General features: G+C 68.1%; 23 protein-coding genes and 1 tRNA gene. 15 read left to right on the top strand and 9 right to left on the bottom strand.

Annotated features, from left to right (window positions below; translation table 11 throughout):
• The 9 genes from H6717_26635 to H6717_26595 all read left to right on the top strand — a co-directional run bounded on the left by H6717_26635 (window position 1) and on the right by H6717_26595 (window position 8,035).
• Window positions 1-195, top strand: coding sequence for a cbb3-type cytochrome c oxidase subunit 3 (locus tag H6717_26635; GenBank protein ID MCB9580636.1), 195 nt, complete (start codon window positions 1-3; stop codon window positions 193-195).
• Complete coding sequence (locus H6717_26630; protein MCB9580635.1) at window positions 192-788, top strand: c-type cytochrome; 597 nt, start codon at window positions 192-194, stop codon at window positions 786-788. The genes H6717_26635 and H6717_26630 overlap by 4 nt, the downstream gene beginning before the upstream one ends.
• 3 nt (window positions 789-791) lie before the next feature.
• Complete coding sequence (gene ccoG, locus H6717_26625; GenBank protein MCB9580634.1) at window positions 792-2,177, top strand: cytochrome c oxidase accessory protein CcoG; 1,386 nt, start codon at window positions 792-794, stop codon at window positions 2,175-2,177.
• Window positions 2,174-2,674 (top strand): FixH family protein, encoded by a 501-nt coding sequence (locus tag H6717_26620; protein ID MCB9580633.1) that lies wholly within the window; start codon window positions 2,174-2,176, stop codon window positions 2,672-2,674. The genes ccoG and H6717_26620 overlap by 4 nt, the downstream gene beginning before the upstream one ends.
• The gene (locus H6717_26615; GenBank protein MCB9580632.1) at window positions 2,671-3,426 is read left to right on the top strand and encodes a sulfite exporter TauE/SafE family protein; all 756 of its coding nucleotides are present in this window, start codon (window positions 2,671-2,673) and stop codon (window positions 3,424-3,426) included. The genes H6717_26620 and H6717_26615 overlap by 4 nt, the downstream gene beginning before the upstream one ends.
• Complete coding sequence (locus tag H6717_26610) at window positions 3,396-5,885, top strand: heavy metal translocating P-type ATPase (protein MCB9580631.1); 2,490 nt, start codon at window positions 3,396-3,398, stop codon at window positions 5,883-5,885. Before H6717_26615 ends, H6717_26610 begins: the two co-directional genes overlap by 31 nt.
• Window positions 5,882-6,025, top strand: a complete 144-nt coding sequence (ccoS, locus tag H6717_26605; GenBank protein MCB9580630.1) for a cbb3-type cytochrome oxidase assembly protein CcoS — start codon at window positions 5,882-5,884, stop codon at window positions 6,023-6,025. Before H6717_26610 ends, ccoS begins: the two co-directional genes overlap by 4 nt.
• Before the next feature lie 58 nt (window positions 6,026-6,083).
• Window positions 6,084-6,446, top strand: coding sequence for a CBS domain-containing protein (locus H6717_26600; protein ID MCB9580629.1), 363 nt, complete (start codon window positions 6,084-6,086; stop codon window positions 6,444-6,446).
• Window positions 6,447-6,538: 92 nt separating this feature from the next.
• Window positions 6,539-8,035 (top strand): sigma-54-dependent Fis family transcriptional regulator, encoded by a 1,497-nt coding sequence (locus H6717_26595; GenBank protein MCB9580628.1) that lies wholly within the window; start codon window positions 6,539-6,541, stop codon window positions 8,033-8,035.
• A gap of 36 nt (window positions 8,036-8,071) precedes the next feature.
• Here H6717_26595 and H6717_26590 read toward each other — a convergent pair whose 3' ends face one another.
• The 3 genes from H6717_26590 to H6717_26580 all read right to left on the bottom strand — a co-directional run bounded on the left by H6717_26590 (window position 8,072) and on the right by H6717_26580 (window position 10,368).
• Window positions 8,072-8,488, bottom strand: a complete 417-nt coding sequence (locus H6717_26590; protein MCB9580627.1) for a universal stress protein — start codon at window positions 8,486-8,488, stop codon at window positions 8,072-8,074.
• Window positions 8,488-8,940 (bottom strand): universal stress protein, encoded by a 453-nt coding sequence (locus tag H6717_26585; protein ID MCB9580626.1) that lies wholly within the window; start codon window positions 8,938-8,940, stop codon window positions 8,488-8,490. The genes H6717_26590 and H6717_26585 overlap by 1 nt, the downstream gene beginning before the upstream one ends.
• Before the next feature lie 210 nt (window positions 8,941-9,150).
• On the bottom strand, window positions 9,151-10,368 hold the full coding sequence (locus H6717_26580; protein ID MCB9580625.1) for a pyridoxal-phosphate dependent enzyme: 1,218 nt from the start codon (window positions 10,366-10,368) through the stop codon (window positions 9,151-9,153).
• A 50-nt stretch (window positions 10,369-10,418) separates the two neighbouring features.
• Here H6717_26580 and H6717_26575 point away from each other — a divergent pair, with 50 nt between their 5' ends.
• Window positions 10,419-10,724 carry a hypothetical protein gene (locus H6717_26575; protein ID MCB9580624.1) on the top strand — a complete coding sequence of 102 codons (306 nt, stop codon included), beginning with the start codon at window positions 10,419-10,421 and terminating at the stop codon, window positions 10,722-10,724.
• A gap of 129 nt (window positions 10,725-10,853) precedes the next feature.
• Here H6717_26575 and H6717_26570 read toward each other — a convergent pair.
• The 4 genes from H6717_26570 to dnaE form a co-directional block, all read right to left on the bottom strand.
• Window positions 10,854-10,927, bottom strand: a tRNA-Lys gene (locus tag H6717_26570).
• Between the two features lie 48 nt (window positions 10,928-10,975).
• Window positions 10,976-11,212 (bottom strand): hypothetical protein, encoded by a 237-nt coding sequence (locus tag H6717_26565; GenBank protein ID MCB9580623.1) that lies wholly within the window; start codon window positions 11,210-11,212, stop codon window positions 10,976-10,978.
• Between the two features lie 92 nt (window positions 11,213-11,304).
• Window positions 11,305-12,564, bottom strand: coding sequence for a DUF4388 domain-containing protein (locus H6717_26560; GenBank protein MCB9580622.1), 1,260 nt, complete (start codon window positions 12,562-12,564; stop codon window positions 11,305-11,307).
• Between the two features lie 48 nt (window positions 12,565-12,612).
• Window positions 12,613-16,185, bottom strand: coding sequence for a DNA polymerase III subunit alpha (dnaE, locus tag H6717_26555; protein MCB9580621.1), 3,573 nt, complete (start codon window positions 16,183-16,185; stop codon window positions 12,613-12,615).
• Window positions 16,186-16,409: 224 nt separating this feature from the next.
• Between dnaE and H6717_26550 the strand changes: the two genes are divergently transcribed.
• The 5 genes from H6717_26550 to H6717_26530 all read left to right on the top strand — a co-directional run bounded on the left by H6717_26550 (window position 16,410) and on the right by H6717_26530 (window position 20,829).
• Window positions 16,410-17,531: a hypothetical protein gene (locus H6717_26550; GenBank protein ID MCB9580620.1), complete on the top strand. Its 1,122-nt coding sequence runs from the start codon at window positions 16,410-16,412 to the stop codon at window positions 17,529-17,531.
• Between the two features lie 263 nt (window positions 17,532-17,794).
• A complete protein-coding gene (locus H6717_26545; GenBank protein ID MCB9580619.1) occupies window positions 17,795-18,418 on the top strand; it encodes an OmpA family protein in 624 nt (207 codons plus the stop codon).
• 106 nt (window positions 18,419-18,524) lie between these two features.
• Window positions 18,525-19,103 (top strand): c-type cytochrome, encoded by a 579-nt coding sequence (locus H6717_26540; GenBank protein MCB9580618.1) that lies wholly within the window; start codon window positions 18,525-18,527, stop codon window positions 19,101-19,103.
• Window positions 19,100-19,477 carry a hypothetical protein gene (locus H6717_26535; protein ID MCB9580617.1) on the top strand — a complete coding sequence of 126 codons (378 nt, stop codon included), beginning with the start codon at window positions 19,100-19,102 and terminating at the stop codon, window positions 19,475-19,477. The genes H6717_26540 and H6717_26535 overlap by 4 nt, the downstream gene beginning before the upstream one ends.
• Window positions 19,474-20,829 carry a sigma 54-dependent Fis family transcriptional regulator gene (locus tag H6717_26530; protein MCB9580616.1) on the top strand — a complete coding sequence of 452 codons (1,356 nt, stop codon included), beginning with the start codon at window positions 19,474-19,476 and terminating at the stop codon, window positions 20,827-20,829. The genes H6717_26535 and H6717_26530 overlap by 4 nt, the downstream gene beginning before the upstream one ends.
• 75 nt (window positions 20,830-20,904) lie before the next feature.
• Here the strand turns inward: H6717_26530 and H6717_26525 are convergent, their stop codons facing one another.
• A complete protein-coding gene (locus H6717_26525; GenBank protein MCB9580615.1) occupies window positions 20,905-22,161 on the bottom strand; it encodes a DUF3570 domain-containing protein in 1,257 nt (418 codons plus the stop codon).
• On the bottom strand, window positions 22,161-22,403 hold the full coding sequence (locus H6717_26520) for a DUF4266 domain-containing protein (protein MCB9580614.1): 243 nt from the start codon (window positions 22,401-22,403) through the stop codon (window positions 22,161-22,163). The genes H6717_26525 and H6717_26520 overlap by 1 nt, the downstream gene beginning before the upstream one ends.
• Window positions 22,404-22,407: the final 4 nt, after the last annotated feature.

Genomic DNA, 22,407 nt, shown 5'->3' with positions numbered 1-22,407 from the left:
ATGAGGCTCTCCGACATCATGAGCAACATGGCCCTCTCGGGCTGGGCGGAAGCTGCACTCGTCATCTTCTTCGCCGTGTTCCTTTTGGTGGCCTACCAGGTGCTTCACAAGAAGAACCGCGAGGCCTTCGAGCAGGCCCGCTTCATGCCACTGGACGATGAAACCCCTCAGTCTCCCCGAGAAGGCAAGTCATGAGCCCCGCGAAGAAAGCGCAAGCCGAAGCTCCCGTCGATCAGGACCTCTTGATTGGCGATCACGAGTACGACGGCATCCAGGAGTACGACAATCCCCTGCCCCGCTGGTGGAAGCTGATCTTCTGGGGCTCGTTCTTCTTCGCCATCGGCTACTTGTTCCACTATCACGTCACCGGCAACGGGACGTCGGTGGCGGAAGCGTACGCCGCAGACATGAAAGAGGCCGAGGAGGCCGAAGCGAAGCGAGCCGCCGCTGAAGTGGTCACGCCGGAGAGCTTGCAGAAGCTGATCGACAATCCATCCGCGGTCACCGAGGGTCAGGGCGTGTTCACCGCGCGCTGCGTTGCCTGTCATGGAGACAAGGGGCAAGGCATCGTGGGACCCAATCTCACCGACAACAGCTGGATCCATGGCGCTGGCAAGCCCATGGACATCTACAAGGTGGTGTCCGAAGGTGTCGCCGCCAAAGGCATGCCGGCGTGGAGCAAGCAGCTCACGCCGAAGGAGCTCCGCAGCGTCGTGGCCTACGTGGTCAAGGACCTGAAGGGCACCAATGCCGCTGGCAAGCCGCCTGAGGGCAACCCCGTGGAGTAAACCGTGGCAGGCCCCCTCGCCCCTGAGGAACGCGTCCTCCCGACGCTGAACGCCGATGGTACTCGGCGTCGAATCCGACCGAAGCTCTACAAGGGCCGCTACTACTGGGCGAGACTGCTGACCGCCTGGGGACTGATCGCCTCTTTCGTCGCGATCCCCTTCATTCGGATGAACGGCCATCCGCTGATCCTGCTGGACGTTCCCGCACGGCAGTTCCACTTGTTCGGTCGCACGTTCTTGGCGACCGACGGCGTGCTGCTCATGCTCCTGATGCTGTCCATCTTTCTCAGCATCATCTGGCTGACGGCGTTGGTGGGCCGGGCGTGGTGCGGCTGGGGCTGCCCCCAGACGGTGTACATGGAGTTCGTCTTCCGTCCCATCGAGCGCCTGTTCGAAGGCGGACGTGCAGACCAGCTGAGGATCGACAAAAAGGGCCCGAATGCCCGGCGCATCCTGAAATACGTGGCGTTCGGCCTGCTCTCGGTGGTCGTCGGCAACGTGTTCCTCTCCTACTTCGTGGGGGTCGAGCGCCTGTTCCATTGGATGACCGAGCCGCCGATGCAGCACGCCGGCGCCTTCGGCGTGATGGCGGTGACCGCCGCCTTGGTGTTCTTCGACTTCGCCTACTTCCGCGAGCAGATGTGCACCGTCATCTGCCCGTACGCTCGGCTGCAGTCCGTGCTGCTCGACAAGCGCTCCCTGGTCGTGGGCTACGACGCTCGGCGCGGCGAGCCCCGCAGCAAGGGCAAGCCCGTGGAGGGCAGTGGTGACTGCATCGACTGCAACGCCTGCGTCGTGGCCTGCCCCACCGGCATCGACATCCGTGAAGGGCTGCAGCTCGAGTGCATCGCCTGCACCCAGTGCGCCGACGCCTGCGACAGCATCATGGAGCGCATCGGCAAGCCGAAGGGGCTGGTCCGCTACAGCTCCCAAGAAACCCTGGAGTCGGGGGAGAAGAGCCCCCTCTTGCGGCCCCGCGTCGTGCTGTACCCGTTGGTGATCCTGATCGCCGTGAGCGCCCTGGTGTTCTTTGGCTCGCGACAGGGCAGCGCGGACGTCACGGTGCTCCGCGGCATCGGCGCGCCTTACGTGCTGCAGCCGGAAGGCGTGCAGAACCAGATCCGCATCAAGATCGAGAACCGCGGAAGCCAGGACCGCGAGTATCACATCGCGTTGGAAGACGGCGGCGATGCCAAGCTGATCGCGCCGGAAAACCCGCTGCACGTCGCCAAGGGAACCCACGAGACCACGACGGTGTTCGTGCTCTCGCCGAAGAGCTCGTTCCAAGGCGGCAAGCGCATGGTGAAGTTCGCCGTCCGCGACGACGGCGACTTCAAGACCGAGGTTCAATACAAGCTGCTCGGTCCCTTCGACGGAGACGTAAAATGAGCGACCGAGAAGACAGCCCCCGTTTCAACATCTGGCCGTGGGTCCCGGTGGTGTTGCTCACCTCGATGGTGGGCGGACTGCTGTACATGGCGAAGATCGCGACGGACGATCCGGGCTTCGCGGTGGAGCAGGACTACTACCAAAAGGCCGTCGCCTGGGACGACCACCAGGCTCAATCGGCGGAGAACACGCGGCTCGGCTGGAACCTCACCCTGGAGACGCGCACCGTGGGGCGTGACGTACAGCTCGTGGCCAAGCTGACCGACGATCGCGGCCACGCCCTTCCCAATGCCAAGGTTCGAGTGGACGCCTTCGCGAACGCACGGGCCGGCCACATCGTGAGCGCCGATCTGTCGACCGGCCCGGACGGCAAGCTCCACGGCAAGCTGCCGCTGGTGCGCGTCGGCCTGTGGGAGTTCCGCTTCTCCGCCGAGCAGAACGGTGAGCGTTTCACACAGATCATCCGGCAAGACGTGCTGCGCGGAGACGCCACGTGACGTCCGCGCTGTTGCTCTCGGTGGTCGGTGCCAGCTTGGTGGGCAGCCTCCATTGCGCGGGGATGTGCGGCGGGTTCGTCGCCTTCTACGCCGGGGAGGACGACAGCGGGTCGCGCTCTTTGAGTCACCTCGCCTACCACGGCGGGCGCCTGCTCACGTACACCGCCCTCGGAGCGGTCGCCGGCACCATTGGCGCCGCGGTGGACCTAGCAGGCAACGCCGCGGGCGTCGGGCGCGTGGCGGCGATCGTCGCGGGCACGGTGATGATCGTGTGGGGTCTGTCCCTGCTGCTCGAGAGCGCAGGCGTGCGGGTGGTGCGCTTCGTGGTGCCCAAGGCCCTCGAACGCCGCACCGTCGCCTTCTTGGGCCGGCTCAGAGCGCGGCCGCCCAAGGCGCGGGCGCTGCTCCTCGGGCTTTCCTCCACCCTGCTGCCCTGCGGCTGGCTGTACGCGTTCGCGGTCACGGCGGCGGGGACCGGGAGCACCCTCGGCGGCGCGATGGTGATGGCGGCGTTCTGGAGCGGCACGGTGCCGCTGCTCTTGGGGCTGGGCCTCGGCGTGCAGCGCCTGTCCCATCACCTCCGCCGCCACGTGCCCATGCTCAGTGCCGCGGTGCTGCTCGTGCTCGGCCTGTACTCGGTGCTGGGACGGGCCAACGTCCCGTCGCTGGCGGCGCGCTACAGCGCCGGCATGTTGCCCGGCGGAGTGCCGACGGAGCCGGCGTGCTGCCACCACGGAGCGGAGAAGAAGTGACCTTGGGCGCGCTGCCCGAGCCGGTGACGGCGCCGGGCGCGCTCGACGCGTCCGAAGACGTCGCCTGCTCGCACTGCGGCCTGCCCGTACCGCCGGCCCGCGTGGAGGACCACGCGCGGGTGCAGTTCTGCTGTGACGGCTGCCGCACGGTGTACGCCGTGATCCACGGCGCCGGCCTGGAGCGCTACTACAAGCACCGCGCGGCGCTGGACGTCGACGAGCCGCGCCCGGCCGCGACGTCCGAGCGGAGCTACGCGGAGCTCGACGACGACAAGTTCCGCGAGCTGTACGTGCGCGACGCCGGGGATGGCCTGCTTTCGGTGGAGCTGGCGCTCTCGAACCTGCACTGTCCGGCGTGCGTGTGGCTGGTGGAGAAGCTCGGCAAGCTCTCCCCCGGCGTCGTGGAAGCCACGGTGGATCTAGCCCAAGCCAGCGTGCGCGTGGTGTGGGACCCGAGCGTCGGCAAGCTCTCGGAGGTCGCCCAGGCTCTCGACTCCCTCGGCTATCCGCCGCACCCACGCCAGCGCGCCGCAGCGCTCGAGGCCCGGCGCCGCGAGGATCGCGCGTTGCTGTCTCGTATGGCCGTCGCGGGTGCAGTCGCCGGCAACGTGATGCTGATCGCCTTCGCGCTGTACGGCGGCGCAGACTCGGACCCGCAGTGGGTCGGCGTGTTCCGCTGGGTGAGCCTGGTGGTCGCCACACCCGCGGTGTTCTGGTCCGGCAGCGTGTTCTTCAAGGGAGGCCTGGCCGCGCTCAGGACCCGCACGCCGCACATGGATCTGCCGGTGAGTCTCGGCATCTTGGCAGGCTACCTGTGGGGCGCCGTGAACACGGTGCTGAACCGCGGGGACATCTACTTCGACTCCGTCACCGCCGTGGTGTTCTTGCTGCTCGTCGGCCGTTGGCTTCAGCGGCGCGAGCAGCATCGCGCCAAGAGCGCCACGGAGCTGTTGCTCTCGCTCACGCCCAGCACGGCGCGCTTGGTGGAGGACGACGGCATCCGCGAGGTGCCCGCGCACGCCATTCCGATGGGCGCGCTGCTCGAGATCCGCGCCGGCGAGCACCTGCCCGCCGACGGTATCGTGGAGACGGGCAGCTCGAGCATCGACGCCTCGCTGCTCACCGGAGAGAGCGTTCCGGTCGACGTGGAGCCCGGCATGCGCGTGCACGCCGGCTGCATCAACGTTTCGTCGCGCATCACCGTGCGGGCGGAGCAGACCGGCGAAGCCACGCGCCTCGGCAAGCTGGTGCAGAGCATCGAGGCAGCGGCGGCCCGCCGCGCGCCCATTCAGCTGTTGGCGGACCGCGTTGCCGGCCGCTTCGTGATGTCGGTGCTCGCCCTGTCCGCCCTCACGTTCGTCGGCTGGGCCTTCGTCGATCCCACCCGCGCCGTGGAGAACGCCATCGCGCTCTTGGTCGTCACCTGCCCCTGCGCCTTGGGGCTGGCCACGCCGCTGGCGGTCAGTGCCGCAGTGGGCCGCGCCGCCCGGGCGGGCCTGTTGATCAAGGGGGGCGACGCTCTCGAGCGCCTCGCCCACCCCGCCCTGGTCATCTTCGACAAGACGGGCACCCTCACCGCCGGCCGCCTGGAGCTGTCCGCGTGGCACGGCGACGAAAGCGTGAAGCCCTGGGTGTCCGCCGTGGAAGCACGCTCCGCCCATCCCATCGCGCGGGCGCTGGTGGCCGCGCTGCCCGAGCCGCCGGCGACGCTGAAGGTGGAAGCGCTGCTCCAAGTTCCCGGTGGCGGCGTGCACGCCCAAGTCGATGGCCACGAGCTGGTCGTCGGCTCCTTGGCCCACGTGCGCGAGACGGCCATGGTGCCCGAGGAGCTCGAAGCCCACGCGCAGGCAGCGGCGGGCGCGGGGCGCACCCCCGTGCTCGTGGCGGTGAATGGCGTGGCTCGAGCGGTCGCGGTGTTTGCCGATCCCATTCGTCCGGACGCCGCCGAGGCCCTCGCAGAAATGTCGCGCATGGGTCATCGCTTGGCCATCGAGAGCGGCGACCACCCGCTGGTCGTCGCCCGCGTGGCGGCGGAGCTCGGCGTCCCCTTCGTCTCGGTCCGCGGTGGCGTGAGCCCGGAAGAGAAGCTCCGCGCCGTGGAGAGCGCGGACGGCCCGGTGGTGATGGTGGGCGACGGCGTGAACGATGCGGCCGCCTTGGCCGCCGCGGGGGTCGGCGTGGCCGTGCAAGGCGGCGCTGAAGCCAGCCTGGCCGCCGCCGACGTGTATGCCAATCGGCCTGGGGTGCGTCCGGTGCTGGAGCTCCTGGGCGGCGCCCGGCGCACCTTTGGCGTGATTCGCCGAAACATGCTGCTCTCCCTCGCGTACAACCTGGTGTGCGCCTCGCTGGCCGTGGCCGGCGTCATTTCGCCGCTGATCGCGGCCATCCTCATGCCCCTGAGCTCGCTGTCCGTCGTGACCAGCTCCTACCGGGCGAAAACCTTTCGGAGTCCGCCATGAGCGCTCTTTACATCGTGTTGCCCCTGGCCCTGATTCTCGCGACTGGCGCGGTTCTCGCATTCCTGTGGGCCTCTCGCCGCGGGCAGTTCGACGATCTGGACACGCCCGCGGCACGCATGCTGCACGATGACGACGACTGACCCGTCAGTCCCCCAATCGCGAGCGTTCCCCATGCCTGAAACGACCATCGGTCAGTTCATGACCCCGGCTCCGCACTCCATCGGTTCGGAGCAGACCCTCACCGCGGCACACGAGCTGATGCGCGAGCACGCCATCCGCCACCTCCCGGTGCTGCACGGAGGCAAGCTCGTTGGCCTGGTTTCGCTTCGGGATTTGCACCTGGTGGAGACCCTGAAGGACGTCGATCCGGCGCAGGTCACCATCGATGAAGCGATGACCACGGACGTGTACACCGTCCCTTCCGCCACCCCCCTCCGAGACGTGGTGCGGGTGATGCTCGAGAGCAAGGTCGGGTCCGCGGTAGTGGTCGACGGGACCCGTGTCAGCGGGGTGTTCACCACCACCGACGCCCTCAAGGCCCTGCTGCATTTGCTGGATTAGCCGCGCACCGGCTGCACCCGACTTGCGCGCAGCCGCATTATTTGCGATAGCTCCCTGGCCGGGGGGTCGGATTACCCCAATATGTGCGCGGCATGCGTTGTGCACGCCGTTCGCCGGGCGCGCATCAACTGCGCCTGCTACCCGTTGGCCCCGAAAACTTCGAGGGATTGGTCGTGAGCAAAGGACGCATTCTAGTCGTGGACGACGAACCCAATGCACGCACTGCATTGGCCGAGATCCTGCGCGAGGAAGAGTACTCGGTGGAAACCGCGGCGGACGGCTTCAAGGCGCTGGCCCGCTACGAAGAGTTTTCGCCGGACCTGGTGCTGACGGACTTGAAGATGCCGGGGATGGACGGCGTGGAGCTGCTGCGCAAGCTCCGTAGCCACGAACCCGATCTTCCAGTGGTGTTGATGACGGCCTTCGGCGCCGTGGAGACCGCGGTCTCCGCGATGCGGGAAGGTGCCGCGGACTACCTGACGAAGCCGCTGAACACCGACGAGCTCGCCCTCGTGATCGATCGCGCGCTCGAGCGGGTGCGTCTGCGTCGCGAGACCGTGGAGCTGAAGACGCAGCTCGCCGAGCGCTACCGCTTCGACAACATCGTGGGCTCCTCGCCCGAGATGCAGGAAGTGTTCAAGAGCGTGGCTCAGGTGGCGCCCAGTCGCGCCACCGTGCTGCTCACCGGCGAATCCGGCACCGGCAAGGAGCTGGTGGCCGCCGCCATTCACCATCGCTCTCCCCGCAAGGACGGCCCCTTCGTGCGCTTGCACTGCGCAGCCCTGGCAGAAACGCTGCTCGAGAGCGAGCTGTTCGGACACGAGCGCGGCGCCTACACCGGCGCCGACCGGCGGCGCGAAGGCCGGTTCGAGCAGGCCGACGGCGGCACGTTGTTCCTCGACGAGATCGGCGAGATCACGGCGTCCACCCAGGTGAAGCTCTTGCGCGTGCTGCAAGAGCGCGAGTTCGAGCGCGTGGGCGGCAATCAAACGCTGCGCGTCGACGTGCGGGTGATCGCCGCCACCAACCGCGACCTGCGCGAGCTGGTCAACGAAGGGCACTTCCGCGAGGACCTCTACTACCGGCTGAACGTCATCAACATCACGTTGCCGCCGCTGCGCAAGCGCCCGTCCGACGTCCCCGCTCTGGCGATGCACTTCCTCGAGCGCTACGCCCGCGAGAACGACAAGCGCGTCGCGCGCTTCAGCGACGAAGCCCTGGCCCTGCTGGCCAACTACCCGTGGCCGGGCAACGTCCGAGAGCTCGAAAACGTGGTGGAGCGCGCGGTGGTGCTGGCGGACGGCGACTCGGTGGACGCTCACCACTTGCCGGCGGAGCTGGCCCGCAACACCACGGAGAACCGCGCGCCGCGCATCCCGGGCTCGTCCATGGCGGACATCGAGCGCTACGCGATCCTCGAAACCCTGGAAGCGCACGGCGGCTCCACCAGCCGCGCCGCGGACGTGCTCGGCATCAGCGTGCGCAAGATCCAGTACAAGCTCCACGAGTACGGCGCGGCCCCCAAGAGCGCCGTACCGGTGGTCCGCAACAAGGGCAGCAACGGCGGCGGCAAGATCGAAGCCGGCTGAGGTTTGTTGGGGCGGCGCGATGCCCGTCGCGCCGCTTCAGGCGTGCACGGTCAACACCGGGCACGCCGCCCGCCGAACCACGGCTTCCGCCACGCTCCCGAGGAGCAGGCGGGAGGCGCCGGTCTTGCCGTGCGTTCCCATCACGATCAGGTCGAAATCCGCGGCGCGCTCGAGGATCACCTGGCGCGGCTCCCCCATGCGCACCTCCCGCCGTAGGTCCGGCGCGAATGCCTCGAGCTCGCGCTCCGTGTGCTGGCGGCCGTAGTCGCCGATGCTCAGGTTCTCGGAGTGCGCCAGCACCATCAGATCCGCCCCGGCGAACTCGGGGGGCTGCCACACGGCCAGCGCCGTGATCTCGCCACCCATCGCGGCCGCGAGCTCGCGCGCCGTGGCCAGCGCTTTCTCGGAGCACGCCGAGAAGTCGACGGGCACGAGGATTCGCGAGAGCTTCATCACGAGGACGGCCGCACGGTGAGCACGGGACACGGAGCGGTGCGCACGACCTTCTCCGACACGCTGCCGAGCAACACTCGGTCGAAGCCCTTGCGGCTCTGCGTTCCCATCACGATTAGATCGTAGCCACCGCTGGTGGCGGCTTCGACGATGGCATCCGGCGGGTCCCCGGTCTCGATGGTGTGGGGCGGACGGCGCTGCTTGTCGATGCCGAGCTCGTCGAACATGCTCTCCATGTGCGACTCCGCCACCTCGCGGGCGTGATCCACCAGGCTCGTGCCCTGCGTCTCCGACCACAGCATGACGTCGGCGCGAATCACCCGCGGCGGCTCCCACACGAAGAGCGCGTGCAGCGTCGCGCCGAGGCCTTCCGCCAGAAACGTCGCATAGCTCAGGGCCTGCTTCGCGCTGCTCGAGAAATCGACGGGAACCAGGATCTTCCGATAGCTCATGGTCGAACCCTCCTGTACGGCTACCCCAACGCTAGCGCACTTGGCGCGGCGCGGCATGCCGAGCCGAAGCCCAATGAAAGCGCAGATTTAGTGTGGCGCCTTTGCACGAGTCGGCCGGGCCGGGCATCCTGAGGTCGGGCCCCGGGGACGGTCAGTGCTCCGCGAGCGGGCCCCCCGAGAAAAGAAGCCCGCTCGCGGAGCCGCTCCACGTCAGCCGCGCCAGTAGCCGCGCAGCGCCGGAGGCAGCTCGTCGCGCTCCACTTTGCGTCCCGCCGGAACACGTGGGTCGAACGTGTTCCAGAACAACACCGGAGACTCGAGCTTTGCGCTCTGGCCCGTCAGCGCCGCGAAGGCCTTCGCCGTGTAGGTCTCGTCCAACGCCAGCTCGTGCTCCCCTGCCAGCTCGAGGGCGCGCTCGCCGGCCGCCGTCGGAATCGCGTATCCAGCTCCGATGTAGCGATGCTCCACGTGCACGTTCGAGAGCTGCACGTCCGCGAAGCTCGGCTCGTGCTCCGCGAGCACCTTCGCCGCGCTGCGCGCCAGCGTCCGCACGCGACGGAGGGTCGGAATGCTGGAGGTGCGCACCGCGACGACGCGGGTCTCGAGCTTCGCCGCGCGCAGGCCGAGCGCGATCCCCGCTGCGGTGCCCGCGGTGCCCGCCGCCACCACCAGGGTGCGCGGTTCGGGCAGCTCGCCCCGCTCGATCTGCTCGACCAGCTCCAGCGCCGCGCTCACGTAACCGATGTCACCGATCGCCGATGACCCTCCCGCCGCGATGACCCAAGGCTTTTCGCCCGCGTGCTCGCGGGAGAAGCGCAGCACGTCCTCGGCCGAGCCGTGGGACGCGTTCACCGTGGCGTCGTAGGAGAGCATCGCGCGCAAGACGTTCTGCACCCGCGCGCTGGGACGCTCCGCCAGCAGAAAAAGCGCTACTTTGAGCCCCACCTGCTTGCCGTAGAAGGCCGTCGCCAAGGCGTGATTCGAGCCCACACCGCCGAAGGTGAGCACGTGCCGAGCGCCGGCGGCTCGTGCCGCCGCCAGAGAAAGCTCGAGCTTCCGCACCTTGCTGCCGCCGAGCTCCACGGCCGCGCGATCGTCGCGCTTCAGCCACAGCTCGCGCACCCCGACGCGCTCCCCCAATGCCTCGAGGCGCTCGACCGGCGTGGGGAACATGCCTAGCCGAAGCCGCGGCAGTGCTCCCGCGAGCGCCGGAAAACGCCGCTCGAGAGCGAGGGTATCCAGCCCGGTGCCCGCCGCCGCCGCACGCCCCGCGTCCGGCGCCGCATCGACGAGCCCCGCGCGCACGGCCCCGCCGCCGGCATCGTGGTGCAGCTTCGCTCGCGGGGGCTCGCTGACCCGTCGCCCTTCGGCGCAGCCGAGCAGGCTCAGCGCGGACAGCTCGAGCCACTGCCGCCGGGTAATGCCCATGGCCGCTCCGAACGCTCCTCTGCTCCGCCGCATTCCCCTACACTGCCGCCATGAGCGAAGGCGTGCTGCTCACCCTCCGATTCGACAAGCCGGGCTTCTTCGTGAACGACGCTCGCGTCACCGTGGATCTGAACGGCGAGCGCATCTACGACGGCAGCTTCCTGAGCGGCTTCGAAGTCAGTCGCAGCGTGCTCCCCGGCGAGCACTGGGCCGACTTCGCCATCGAATTCGGCCCGCTTCGCCGTACCCGCCGCTACCGCATTGCCGTTCCTTCATCCCGCGGCCTCGTCGCCACCGTGCGCTACAGCCGCATGTGGGGCAACTTCAAGAAGCAGCCGCTGTACGCCCCCTACTGAGCCGCCACTGCCGTCGGGCTCTTCGGATCGCTGGCGAGGGTATGTTGGTGCGGCGCGATCCCCGTCGCGCCGCGGGTCCGTCCACGAGGTTCCGCGGTGGACCAACCCCCTGCGGCTCTGGAGAGGTAGTGGGTCGACAGGGATTCGAACCCTGGACCTTCGGATTAAAAATCCGCGGCTCTAACCGGCTGAGCTATCGACCCTGGGCCGGAGTGGTAGGCGCTGGCGGGCGTTCTGTCCAGCCGAAAGGGTCAACGGCCGGAGCCACCAACGGAGGGCTCCGCGGGCGTGCGGGACGGCGGCCCGGAGGGCTGTGAGCCATAGTAGGCGCCCGAGCTCTCGACGCCTTGGCCTTGGGACGACTGCACCCGACCGTACTCGTCTTCGTTGAAGTTCTCGTAGGCGTCCGGCGTCTGGGAAGGTCGCCGGTTGGTGCAGGCGCCGAGACCGACGCAGAGCAGGATGAAGAGGAGGGATCGCGCGAACATGGTCATCGAGTTTGCAATCGCGGTGCCAAGGCAAAGCGTCGCGGATTTGGAAGGACTCGTGACGCCCGGTTCACGCGCACCGTGCCCAGCAGTCACGCTTGCGGTCGCAGCTTGCCGAGCACGGCCCCGACCTCTTTCTTGAGCTCGGCCTCCTTGTCGGAGCCGAGGGCGGTGCCGGCGCTGAACAGAGCGAAGCTCACGTACTCGTGGAGCATCTGTTTGAGGATGTTCTCGGGATCCGCGCCGGCCGCCACGATCACGGAGTTTTCCGCCACCACCTTGGCGTCCAGCACGCCCTCGGCGTCGGGACCCGCGCCGCGGAACAAGATGTCGTACACACCGGCGCCCACCGCGAAGGACGACAGGCTCTGGCGCAGCGCCTCCCCCTTGCCCGCCGAATCCGCGTGCCCGTGGATCACCCGAAGGGCGGTGTTGGCGACGGACACCAGCCCGGCGGGACCGCCGGTGGCGCGAGGACCGTGCACCGCCACGTGCTTGGACTGCACCAGGGCGTACACGTCCTTGGTGGTGACGAACTCGCCCTTGCCGGTTTCGCGGCCGATGTCTTCCACGCTGCGCTTACCGTCGACGGCGTTCCACGTCTCGGTGAACTCGTCCGGTGGCGGCGAGCTGGTCTCGAGGCGCACCGGCACGCAGTCCGCGGAGGGCACCTTCTGGCGGAAGTAACGGACCTCGTCCATGCGTGTGACGCCGTCCATCAAGAGGGCGCTGGCGCTGACGGTATGGCGCGACACCAGTCGCTCGTCGTCGAACCCGTCGAGGAAGAAGAAGGTTCCGTCGGCGATGGTGAGGGTGGCGTACACCACCTCTTCCACTTGGCGGCCGATGTACTCGTACAGCTTCTCGTGGGTCAGCGCGCCCACCTCGGCGGCGGCCTCACCGAAACGAATGCCGGAGCGCATCTTCTCGAGAATGGCCTCGTGCTGCTCGGTGCTGATGGCACCAAAGCGATACAACACCATCCCCAGGCGCTCGTCGTCCGCCGTGGTCTGCACGCCCACCACGTTGCCTTGATCGAAATAGATGGAGCGCGTGATCTCGGCGTCGCTCACCACCAGCTCACCGCGCCAACCGGCCTGGGAGACGAGGGCGATGATGTCGCACACGGCGCCAGGCTCGGCGATCTCGCCGGCCAAGCGTACCAGCGCGCCATCGGAGGCGTCGCGCCGGCCGTCCTCGCCGGTGTAGCGCATGAAGACCACGTGGTTCGGCGCCGGCAACAGGCGGTACGCGCCCTCTCGCGCCCGCAGCCGCTGGCTCGCCGTCACCCCGATCGGGTGGGCGGTGCCGCGGGAGTCGATCCGCACCAGCTCGTCTCGCGCATCCTTCATGGATCGCCCCGACTCTAGCAAGGAACCGCGGGTTCCGCGCGGCCGGTTTCAGCGCAGCTCGGCAACGGTGTCGCCAAACATGCGCTCCAGGCCCGAGAGCACCCGATCGCTGGGGGTCACCCGCGTCTCGTCCAGCGCGAGGATCGCCTCGGCACCGTCCGGCAGCGACAGCACCAGCTCCACCGGGCAGGAGCCAGGTGAGTCCTCCAGCAGCGCCCGTAGCTTCTCGAGCTCGGAGCGCGCGGCGCGCTCCGAGGAGAGCCGGATGGAGAGCGAGCGCGTCGCCTTCAGCACGGCGTCGCTCAAGAGCTCCACGGAGTCCACCAAGAGCGTGGGCTCGGGATCTTCTTCCGGCTCGTCGGTGATCGGGAAGCTCACCTTGCCCGTGACCAACACCGGCTCGCCACCGGTGAGGAGCTGTCCGAAGCGCTCGATGCGATCCCCCCGGAGCTTGGCCTGCACGCGACCGAACGCGTCCTCCAGCTCGAAGAACGCCGCCTTGCCCCCGCTCCCACCCTTGAACAAGCGCTCGCGGTAGCCCTCCACCATGCCGGCGACGTTGACCATGCTCCAGGCCTGCTCACCGGCCACCTTGATGGTAGCCACCGCCCCCAGGCGCTCGAGCTTGTTGCCGTAGCGGAACAGCGGATGGCCGGACACGTAGCAGCCGAGGGAAGCCTTCTCGCGACGGAGCAGCTCCAGCCGATCCCACTCCTCGCACCTCGGATACTCGTCGGCCTTGGCCGCGTCGCCGTCGGTCGCCGCCGACTCCTGTTCCGCCGCGGCGAACATGCCGAACAAGGTGGTCTGGCCGCGCTCGCGATCACGGCTCGCGCTGCGAGCGCGCTCGAGAGCGCGATCCACGGCGGCGTAGGCGCGCGCCCGGCTGATGCCAATGGGTGTGAGCGCGGAATCGAAGGCGCCGCACTGCACCAGCGCTTCGAAGACGCCCTTGTTCAGTCGCTTGGCGTCCACGCGCCCGGCGAAGTCGAACAAATCCCCGAAGGGGCCGCCGGCGTCCCGGGCCTCGAACACGGACTCGAGGGCGGCTTCGCCCACGCCGCGCACGGCGCCCAACCCGAAGCGAATTTGCGGCCCGCTTCGGTCGCGCAGCTTGCCGGGACCGCGCGCGGGACCGCGACCGTCGGGGTGCGCGTACACCACGGTGAAGTCCAGCGAGCTCGCGTTGATGTCCGGCGGCAGCACGCTGACGCCCCAGGCGCGCGCCTCGGCGATGGTGCGCACCACCTTCTCGATCTTGTCCTTGTCCGCGGTCAGCAGCGCGGCGAAGAACTCCGTCGGGTAGTGCGCCTTGAGATACGCCGTGTGATAGGTGACCAGCGCGTAGGCGGCGGAGTGGCTCTTGTTGAAGCCGTAGGACGCGAAGCCCTCCACCTCGCGGAAGATGGCCAGGGCCTGCTCCTCGCTGACGTCGTTCTTCTTGGCGCCGTCGACGAAGATCTGCTGCTGGCGCTTCATCTCTTCGGCCTTCTTCTTGCCCATCGCGCGCCGGAGCAAGTCCGCGCCGCCCAGGGAGTAGCCCGCCAGGTGCTGCGCGATCTGCATCACCTGCTCCTGGTACACGGGCACGCCGTAGGTGGGCTTGAGCACGTCGTCGACCAGCGGGTGGAGCTTGCGGATGGGCTTGCGCCCATGCTTTCCACCGATGAAGTCGTCAATCATGCCGGTACCGAGGGGACCGGGGCGGTACAGCGCCACCGCGGCGACGATGTCCTCGAAGCAGTCCGGCTTCAGCTGTCGAAGGAGCTGCTGCATTCCGCTCGACTCAAGCTGGAACACTCCGGTGGTGTCACCGCTGGAGATCAGCGCGTAGGTGTCGCGGTCGTCGAGGGCGATGGAGGACAAGTCCAGCGGGTCGTCCTTGCGGTCCGGCCGGGCGTTGACCAAACGCTGGGCGATGTCGATCACCGTGAGCGTCTTCAGGCCCAGGAAGTCGAACTTCACCAAGCCCGCGGCCTCGACGTCGTCCTTGTCGTACTGAGTGACGGCGTGGCTGTCGCTGGTGAAGATGGGAACGTGGTGGAACAGCGGGCCATCGCTGATCACCACGCCCGCGGCGTGCATCCCGGCGTGGCGCGTGAGGCCCTCGAGCTTCTTGGCCTGCGTGAGGAGCTCCGCCACCTGCGCATCGGAGTCCACCATGGCTTTGAGCTTGGGCTCCATTTCCAGGGCCTGCTCCACGGTGGCCGTCTTTCCCTGCCCCAGGTCCGGCACCAAACTGGCAATACGCTGAGCATCCGGCGCGGGGATGCCCATGGCGCGAGCCACGTCCTTGATCACGCTGCGAGCCTTGAGGTTCTGATACGTCGCGATTTGACCGACGCTGTCGCGGCCGTACTTCTCCGCGACGTAGGTGATGACCTCGTCTCGACGCGCCATGCAGAAGTCGACGTCGAAGTCCGGCATGCTCACGCGCTCCGGATTGAGGAAGCGCTCGAACAGCAGGTTGTAGGGCAACGGATCGATCTCCGTGATGCCCATCGAGTACGCCACCAGCGAACCGGCGCCGGAGCCACGGCCAGGCCCCACGGGGATGCCCCGCGCCTTCGCTTCACGAATGAAGTCCCAGACGATCAGGAAGTAGCCCGGGTACTTCATGCCCACGATCACTTCCAGCTCGCGCTCCAGGCGCTGTCGATACGCGCTCTCGTCGACCTTCTTGCCGACCCGCACGAACTCCGCGAACCGACGCGCCAGGCCTTCCTCGGCCACGTGGCGGAAGTAGCCGTCGACGTCGTAGCCTTCCGGCACCGGAAAGCGGGGCAGCATCGGCTGATCCAGCGTCAGCTCGAGCCCCGAGCACATTTCCGCGACCCGCAGCGTGTTGCGCACGGCGTCCGGCAAGTCCCGGAACGTCTCCGCCATTTCCGCGGGGCTTTTCAGGTACATCTCGAAGCTGCCGTGGTGGTTCTCGCGCTCTTGCTGAACCACCCGACCCTGGCGAATGCACTCGAGGTAGAGCTGCGCCTCGCCGTCCTCGCGCTTCATGAAGTGCACGTCGTTGGTGGCCACCAGCGGCAGGTCGAGATTCTTGGCGGCCTTGGCCAACAGGTCGTTGACCACCGGCTGCTCCGGCAGACCGTGATCCTGCAGCTCCACGAACAGCGAGCCTGGGTCGAAGGCCTCCGCGAGCTTGCCCAGCATCGCCTGGCCACGCTCGGGACCGTTCTCGAGAATGGCCTGCGCGGCGACGCCACCGAGGCAGCCGCTGAGCCCGACGAGCCCGGAGCGACGCGTCGCGATGTCTTCCAAGCGGATGCTGGCGCCGGCGTCGCTCGCCGGCTCGCGATAGCCGAGGCTCACCAGATCGATCAGGTTTCGGTAGCCGGCGTCGTTGGACGCCAACAGCACGAGGTGATCCACCACGCCCTTGCCGCCTTCGCGGGCGACGTTCACCTCGGCGCCCAAGATGGGACGCACGCCGATGGCCTTGCACTTCTTCCAGTGCCGGATGGCACCGTACATGTTCGCGCGATCCGTGAGCGCGACGGCGCTCATGCCGAGCTCTTTCGTGCGCGCCGGCAGCTCCGCGAGCTTCACCGTGCTCACCAAGAACGAGAACTGGGTGTGCACGTGGAGGTGGACGAACTCCGCAGACATCGGTCGCAGGGTGTACCACCACCCGGCGCGACTTGCGGCCTCGCATTTGACGCCGCGCGCCAACCACACGGACGCACACACGGAGCATCGGCCCGGTGTTCAATTACCGTTGCACTGCCCGTCGTTCCGGCTAATCTGCCGTCGCCCGTGGAGTGGCCGGCGTGAGGGTCGCTCTCGTGTAAGGATTTCCGGACAAGCCGGGGGAGAGCCCCGAGGAGGATCGCATGCTTCGACGTCACTTTGCTCTGCTTACTGTGTGTTTCGGTTCCATCATTTCCGTTGCTGCCTGCGGCGGTAGCGACGACAGCAGCCCGAGCGGCACCGGCGGCGGGGGCGCTACGGATGGCGGAACCGGCGGCAGCGGCGGTGGCACGGTCGACAAGCAGGAGCCGGGCGCTCAGCCTCCGGCGGATCCCGGTGGCACTCCCGGCGCTGGCACCGATCCCACGGTGATCGCTGTGCGCAAGCTGTTCGTGGGCGAGACGGATCGTCAGGGCAACCCGGATCCGAACGCTTGGAAGAGCTTCGGCTACAACCTCGACGGCCTGATCTCCACCAAGAGCGGCACCAACCACTGCGCGCCCGCCAAGGGAGCGAACCCCGCCAGCGTGAAGACGGACGGCAACGACGGCATCGACAACAGCTTCGGTGGCAACCTCATCCCCATCATCAAGACGTTCACCTCCAACCCCAGCGACGACATCTCCGCCTCGCTGGAAGATGGCTCCTTCACCATCATGGTGAAGATGGACAATCTGGACGCCAACGCGGACCAGACCGCTATCAAGGCCGCGCTGTATGGCGGCGCCAAGCTCGACCCGCCGCCGAACTGGGACGGCAACGACGAGTGGCCGGTGTTCCCGGAGCTGCTCAACAACGGCGACATCAATAACCCCAAGGTGAAGTTCGACACGAGCTATGTCGCGGGCGGCACTTGGGTCAGCGGCTCCCCCGGCACTCTGAACCTGGCCGTGAGCATCCAGGGCTTCGACCTGAACCTGAACATCACCCAGGCGCAGATCGGCATGGACGTCTCAGGTACGGGCACCAACGCCACGGCCTCCAACGGCATCATCGCAGGCGTGATCGAGACCGAGGTGCTCATCAACGAGCTCAAGAAGATCGCCGGCGGCTTCGACCCCAACCTGTGTGACGGCGCCACCTTCGACAGCATCGCCCAGCAGATCCGCGCGGCGAGCGACATCATGAAGGATGGCACCAACGGCGACTCCGCGAAGACCTGCGATGCCATCAGCATCGGCCTGGCCTTCGAGGGGCAGGCCGTGAAGCTCGGCCCCGTGGCCCCGCCGGCCACCCCCAGCCCGGACCCCTGCGCCACCAACTGAGCCCCTCCGGGTTCCTGACCGACGCCGGTCGGCCTTTGGGCCTGGCCGGCGTCGCTTTTTTGTGCCGCCGGGCCGGAAAAAGGTGCGAGAAGGGCGGCTCTGATTGAACAGGGCGAAACAGCCCTTCGTCTATCGCCCTGCGGGCATTCGGTGCGTAAGGAGTCGCCGGGGCTTGCGTTTCTCAAGGGAGTTGGACTACCGCTTGCGGGCCGGACAGCCGAAGAAAACCCCCGGCTACCACCCGCCTTCGAGGAGGATCGGAAATGGTTCGTAAGTCAGCTTTGGTCATCACCATTGCGGCGCTCGCCGCCTCGTCCCTCGCGGGCTGCACGATTCACGCCGCTGCCGGCGGAGAAGCGCAGACGGGTGGAGAGGCTCCGCCTCCGCCGCCCCCCGCGCCGGCTGCCACCCCGGCCCCCGCCGCCACCACGGAGCCCGCCCCTGCCCCCACGCAGAGCACGGCCACCGTCAAGGGCGACACGATTTCGATTCCGGGCAACATCACCTTCAAGACCAACTCCGCCGAGCTTCAAGAAGGCTCCGGCAGCGAGGTCGTCCTCGATCAGCTCAAGCTGTTCTTGGACCAGAACCCGCAGGTCACCAAGCTCCGGGTCGAAGGCCACACCGACAACGTCGGCCAGCCCGCGGACAACATCAAGCTGTCCGGTGAGCGCGCCCTGACCATCAAGCGCTACTTGGTGGATCACGGCGTTGCCAAGGACCGTGTCATCGCCGTCGGCTTCGGCGAAGCCAAGCCGATCGCGGACAACACCACGGAAGCGGGCCGCGCCCAGAACCGCCGCACCGAGTTCAAGATCGCCGAGCTCAACGGCAAGAAGTACCTGGGGATGGACCCCACGGCGGGCGGCAAGGTCTTCGACTACTGAAGACCCCTGTCCAATGCACCGGCGCGGCTCGATTCATCGGGCTGCGCCGGAGTCATTTTGTGCCGCTGGGATCGACTTTCTCGGGTTCGTGCTATGACCCCGCCCCGTGAAGCGCAGTCTTTGGTTCATCGTCGCCATCGCTCTGGCAGCGGGTTGCAGCCGCGACCCGGACGACCTGCGGGAGTGGCGCCCGTCGGATCACGACCACACGGATAACCCCTCGAACGATCAGGTCTCCGCTGCACCCGACTCCGGGCGTCCTCCGGACACCGGCATCCAAGGGGTGAACGAGGTCACCATCGCCACCTGGAAGGCCAAGTGCACCACCTGCCACGGCATGGTGGGTCGCGGCGATGGCCCGCGCGGCGCGATGGTCCGAGCGCGAAACCTCGCCGACAAGAACTGGCAGGACACGGTGAGCGATCAGGACCTCGCCGCCAGCATCAAGAACGGCCGCGGCGAGATGCCCGCCTTCGATCTGCCCCAGGAGACGATCGACGGTCTGGTGAAGCTGGTGCGCATGCTGGTGCCGCGGCCCAAGGCTGCGGCGGACGCCGGAGCGCCCGAGGGCGGAACGGCACCCGCCAATCCTCACGCCGGCGTGCCGGGCGCTCCGCCCATCGCAAACCCCCACGCCGGCGTGCCCGGCGCTCCGCCCATCGCGCCCAAGGGCTCCGCGCCGTGAAGCTCGATGCCCCGCGCCGTAGGCTCGGGGCCAAGCTCCTCCTCGGCGTCGGCGTCATCGCTGCCGTCGCGGTGGTCGCGCCGACCCTGCCCCACGACCAGCCGCTGGTGTTGCGCCTCGAGGGCGAAGGCTCCGTCCGCCGCATCGAAGGCAGCCTGACGCGCGAAGGCGAGCGCGAGCCCGCGCGAGGCTTCACCTTGTCGTTCGAGCGCGGAGCGCCGTCGCGGGTTCGCCACACCGTGTCGCTCCCCAACGGTCGCTACCTGCTCGACCTCGCGGTCGTCCACGATGGCTCGCCGACGGAGACACGCGTCGAGCGTCGGGTTAGTCTGGCGGGCGAGGAAGTCGTCATTCCCGTCACGCTGAGCCCATGAGCGAGCCCTCGACTCAAATGGCCACCCGTTCTGCGGGGGGCAGCGCCGCCACGCCGGACCAGCTGGTGCTGGTGGTGGTGAGCGGCCAGGCGCGCGGCCAGCGAGTTCCCGTTCGCGAGCGCCTCACCATCGGCAAGGCCCAGGACAACGACCTGGTGCTGCCGGACGACACGGTCTCGCGCCACCACTGCGTGCTGGAGCGCAAGAGCGGCGGCCTCAGCGTGCGGGATCTGGACTCCACCAACCACACCCGGGTGGGGCGCACGCAAATCCGCGAAGCCACCATCGCTCCCGGCGCCAGCCTGGTCGTGGGGGACGTGGAGCTCTTGCTGCGCACCGAGCCCAACCGCGCGCAGATCCTACCCAGCGAGGCGGTCCGTTTCGGTGAGGCCCTGGGCCCGAGCCTGGCGATGCGCACCGTGTTCGGCATGCTCGAGCACATCGCACCGACGGACGCGCCGGTGCTCCTGGAAGGCGAAACGGGCACCGGCAAGGACGTGCTCGCGCGCTCCATCCACCAGAAGAGCCGCCGCAGCGGCGGCCCCTTCGTGGTCGTGGACTGCGGCGCCGTCAGCTACAACCTGATCGAGAGCGAGCTCTTCGGCCACGAGCGCGGCGCCTTCACCGGCGCCGTCTCCTCCCGCGCCGGCGCCTTCGAGACCGCCGGTCGCGGCACGGTGTTCTTGGACGAGGTGGGCGAGCTGCCGCTGGACGTGCAGCCCAAGCTGCTTCGAGTGCTGGAGTCCGGCGAGTTCCGCCGCGTCGGTGGCAACAAGCCCCTCCGCGCCGAGGCCCGCATCGTGGCCGCCACCAAGCGAAACCTCAAAGAAGAGGTGGAGCGCGGCAAGTTCCGCGAAGATCTCTACTTCCGTCTCGCCGTCGTCCCCATCACGGTGCCGCCCCTGCGCCAGCGCCGCGAAGACGTCTCGCTCCTGGTCGAGCACTTCATCGAAGTCGCGAAGAAGCGCGACCCCGCCGCCGCCGCCGTGCGCTTGAGCAAGGACACCCTCGCCGCCCTCGTGGCCCACGACTGGCCGGGTAACGTGCGGGAGCTCCGCAACGTCCTCGACCGCGCCATCTACATCGCCACCGCCAGCGGGCAGAGCGACCTCGCGCTGGTGGATCTCCCCGTCACCGTGAGCCCCACGCCGGCTGCCGGAAGCTTCGAGGGCGGCTTCGATCCCGCCAAGAGCTACCGCGAGATCCGCTCCGCCTACGAAGCCGAGTTCGAGCGCGCCTACGTCTCGTGGCTCCTCGAACGCCACGACGGCAACATCAGCGCCGCCGCTCGCGAGGCGAAGATGGACCGCAAGCACCTTTACGATCTCGCCCGGCGCCACAACCTCCGTTAGCAGCTTCCATTGTCGGTTCGCCGCGGAACCGCGCGCAGCGACGGGCTCGCGCCGCCCCGACAAGACCCTACTGCGTCAGAATCCGCCGCTCACACCCAGGCCCAAGATGAAGGCCCAGGTGTCGTCCGGCGCTTGTCCGGCGAGGGTGAACTCCTCGAGGTTCGTCTTCACCACGTCCAGGTTCGCGCCGGCGGACGCCGTCAGCAGCATGCCGAAGATGCGATCTCCCGGACGGCCGCGCCACTCCCCGAGCACGCGGCCTCCGAGCATGTAGCTCTTGAGCGGTGACAGCTCGCGGTCCCCCGTCCAATACTGGCCGCGGGGGCCCATCTGCGGCTCGCCGCCGGTGTAGTCGTCGCTCCAGAACAGCGCACCGCCCTGGTTGTAGTAGCGCCCCCGCACGAGCAGCCGAAGCCACGGCAGCATGTAGCGCTCGGCATCGAGCTGGACCGTCTGGCTCAGGATGTCCCAGGTGTCGCGGTAGCCGCGAACGCCCAGGCCGATCGTGGTCTTGGCGCCCTTGATGTAGTACTTGCCGCGCACCGCGATGGCGCTCCGGGCGCGATTGTCGGGATGGTGCTCCTGGGCGATCTGCCCCGTCGCGCCGATCACGACGCCGCGGTACGGGTTGCCGAGGAAGCCGTGCTGGAGCTGGAAGCTGCCCACCACCTGGGTGGTGAACAGCGGCGTCCAGCTCTGAGTCCACGCCGCCTGGAAGGTGTCGATGTCGATGTCCTGCGACTGCTTGGTGGCGTCCGAGGTGAAGCATCCCTTGGAGCTGTCCAGGCGCTGTCGCAGCGTCGGGTCCCGGGTCACGGGATAGGCCACATTGCACACCTCGTCGAAGCCGCGAGCGTAGGACAGCTCGATCTGGGTGTTCTTCTTCAGGAAGTCGGTTCCTGCGGAGACGGCGATGCCGTTCGACTTGTAGTCGTTCTCGGCGCCATAGGTGTAGCCCGCCGTGAGGTGGGTGTCCTTGCGCTTCAGCGTGAAGCTGCCGCCGAACACGTGGCGGACGTCTTTCACGGAGGCCTGGCTGATGATGTCCGGGCTGGAGAGCGGGCCGGCTTTGATGGGCTCGCTGGCGCCGCTGACCACGTCCGCTTCGTAGTGGCCGCTCACCGTGAGCCACTCCCAAGGCATCACCGCGAGCGTGGCCGCGGGAGTCACCACCGTCATCTGGCTCTTCTTGCTAGATGGCTCGTGGAAGACGGTGGTGCGCAGGTTCACGTCCACCACCTGCGCCCGCGCGGGAGTGGCAAACAGCAGGGAGCCCAGCAGCGCAACGAACGCCGCGAGCAGCACGTGGAAGAGCGTGGAAGAGCGCGACATCAGTTGCAGCCGCAGCCTCCGCCTTCCACGCTGCCACCCCCGTAGGAGCCTTCGCGGTTGTCGAGCACGTGCTGCAGCGCCGCCTCTTCCTCGCTGTCCTCGTCGAACTGCATGGTGGGATCCGCCAGGTAGCTGCGCTGCTCCGGGCGCACGGTGACGCAGCCCGAGAGCGCCGAGAGGGCGGCGACCACCACGACGAACGTGAGGGAGCGCCAAGCGAGATGCGGAACGGCTGTGCTCATGGTG

It is taken from the genome of Polyangiaceae bacterium (assembly GCA_020633235.1).
Classification (GTDB): domain Bacteria; phylum Myxococcota_A; class Polyangia; order Polyangiales; family Polyangiaceae; genus JACKEA01.
This window is presented reverse-complemented; position numbering and strand designations above follow the sequence as displayed.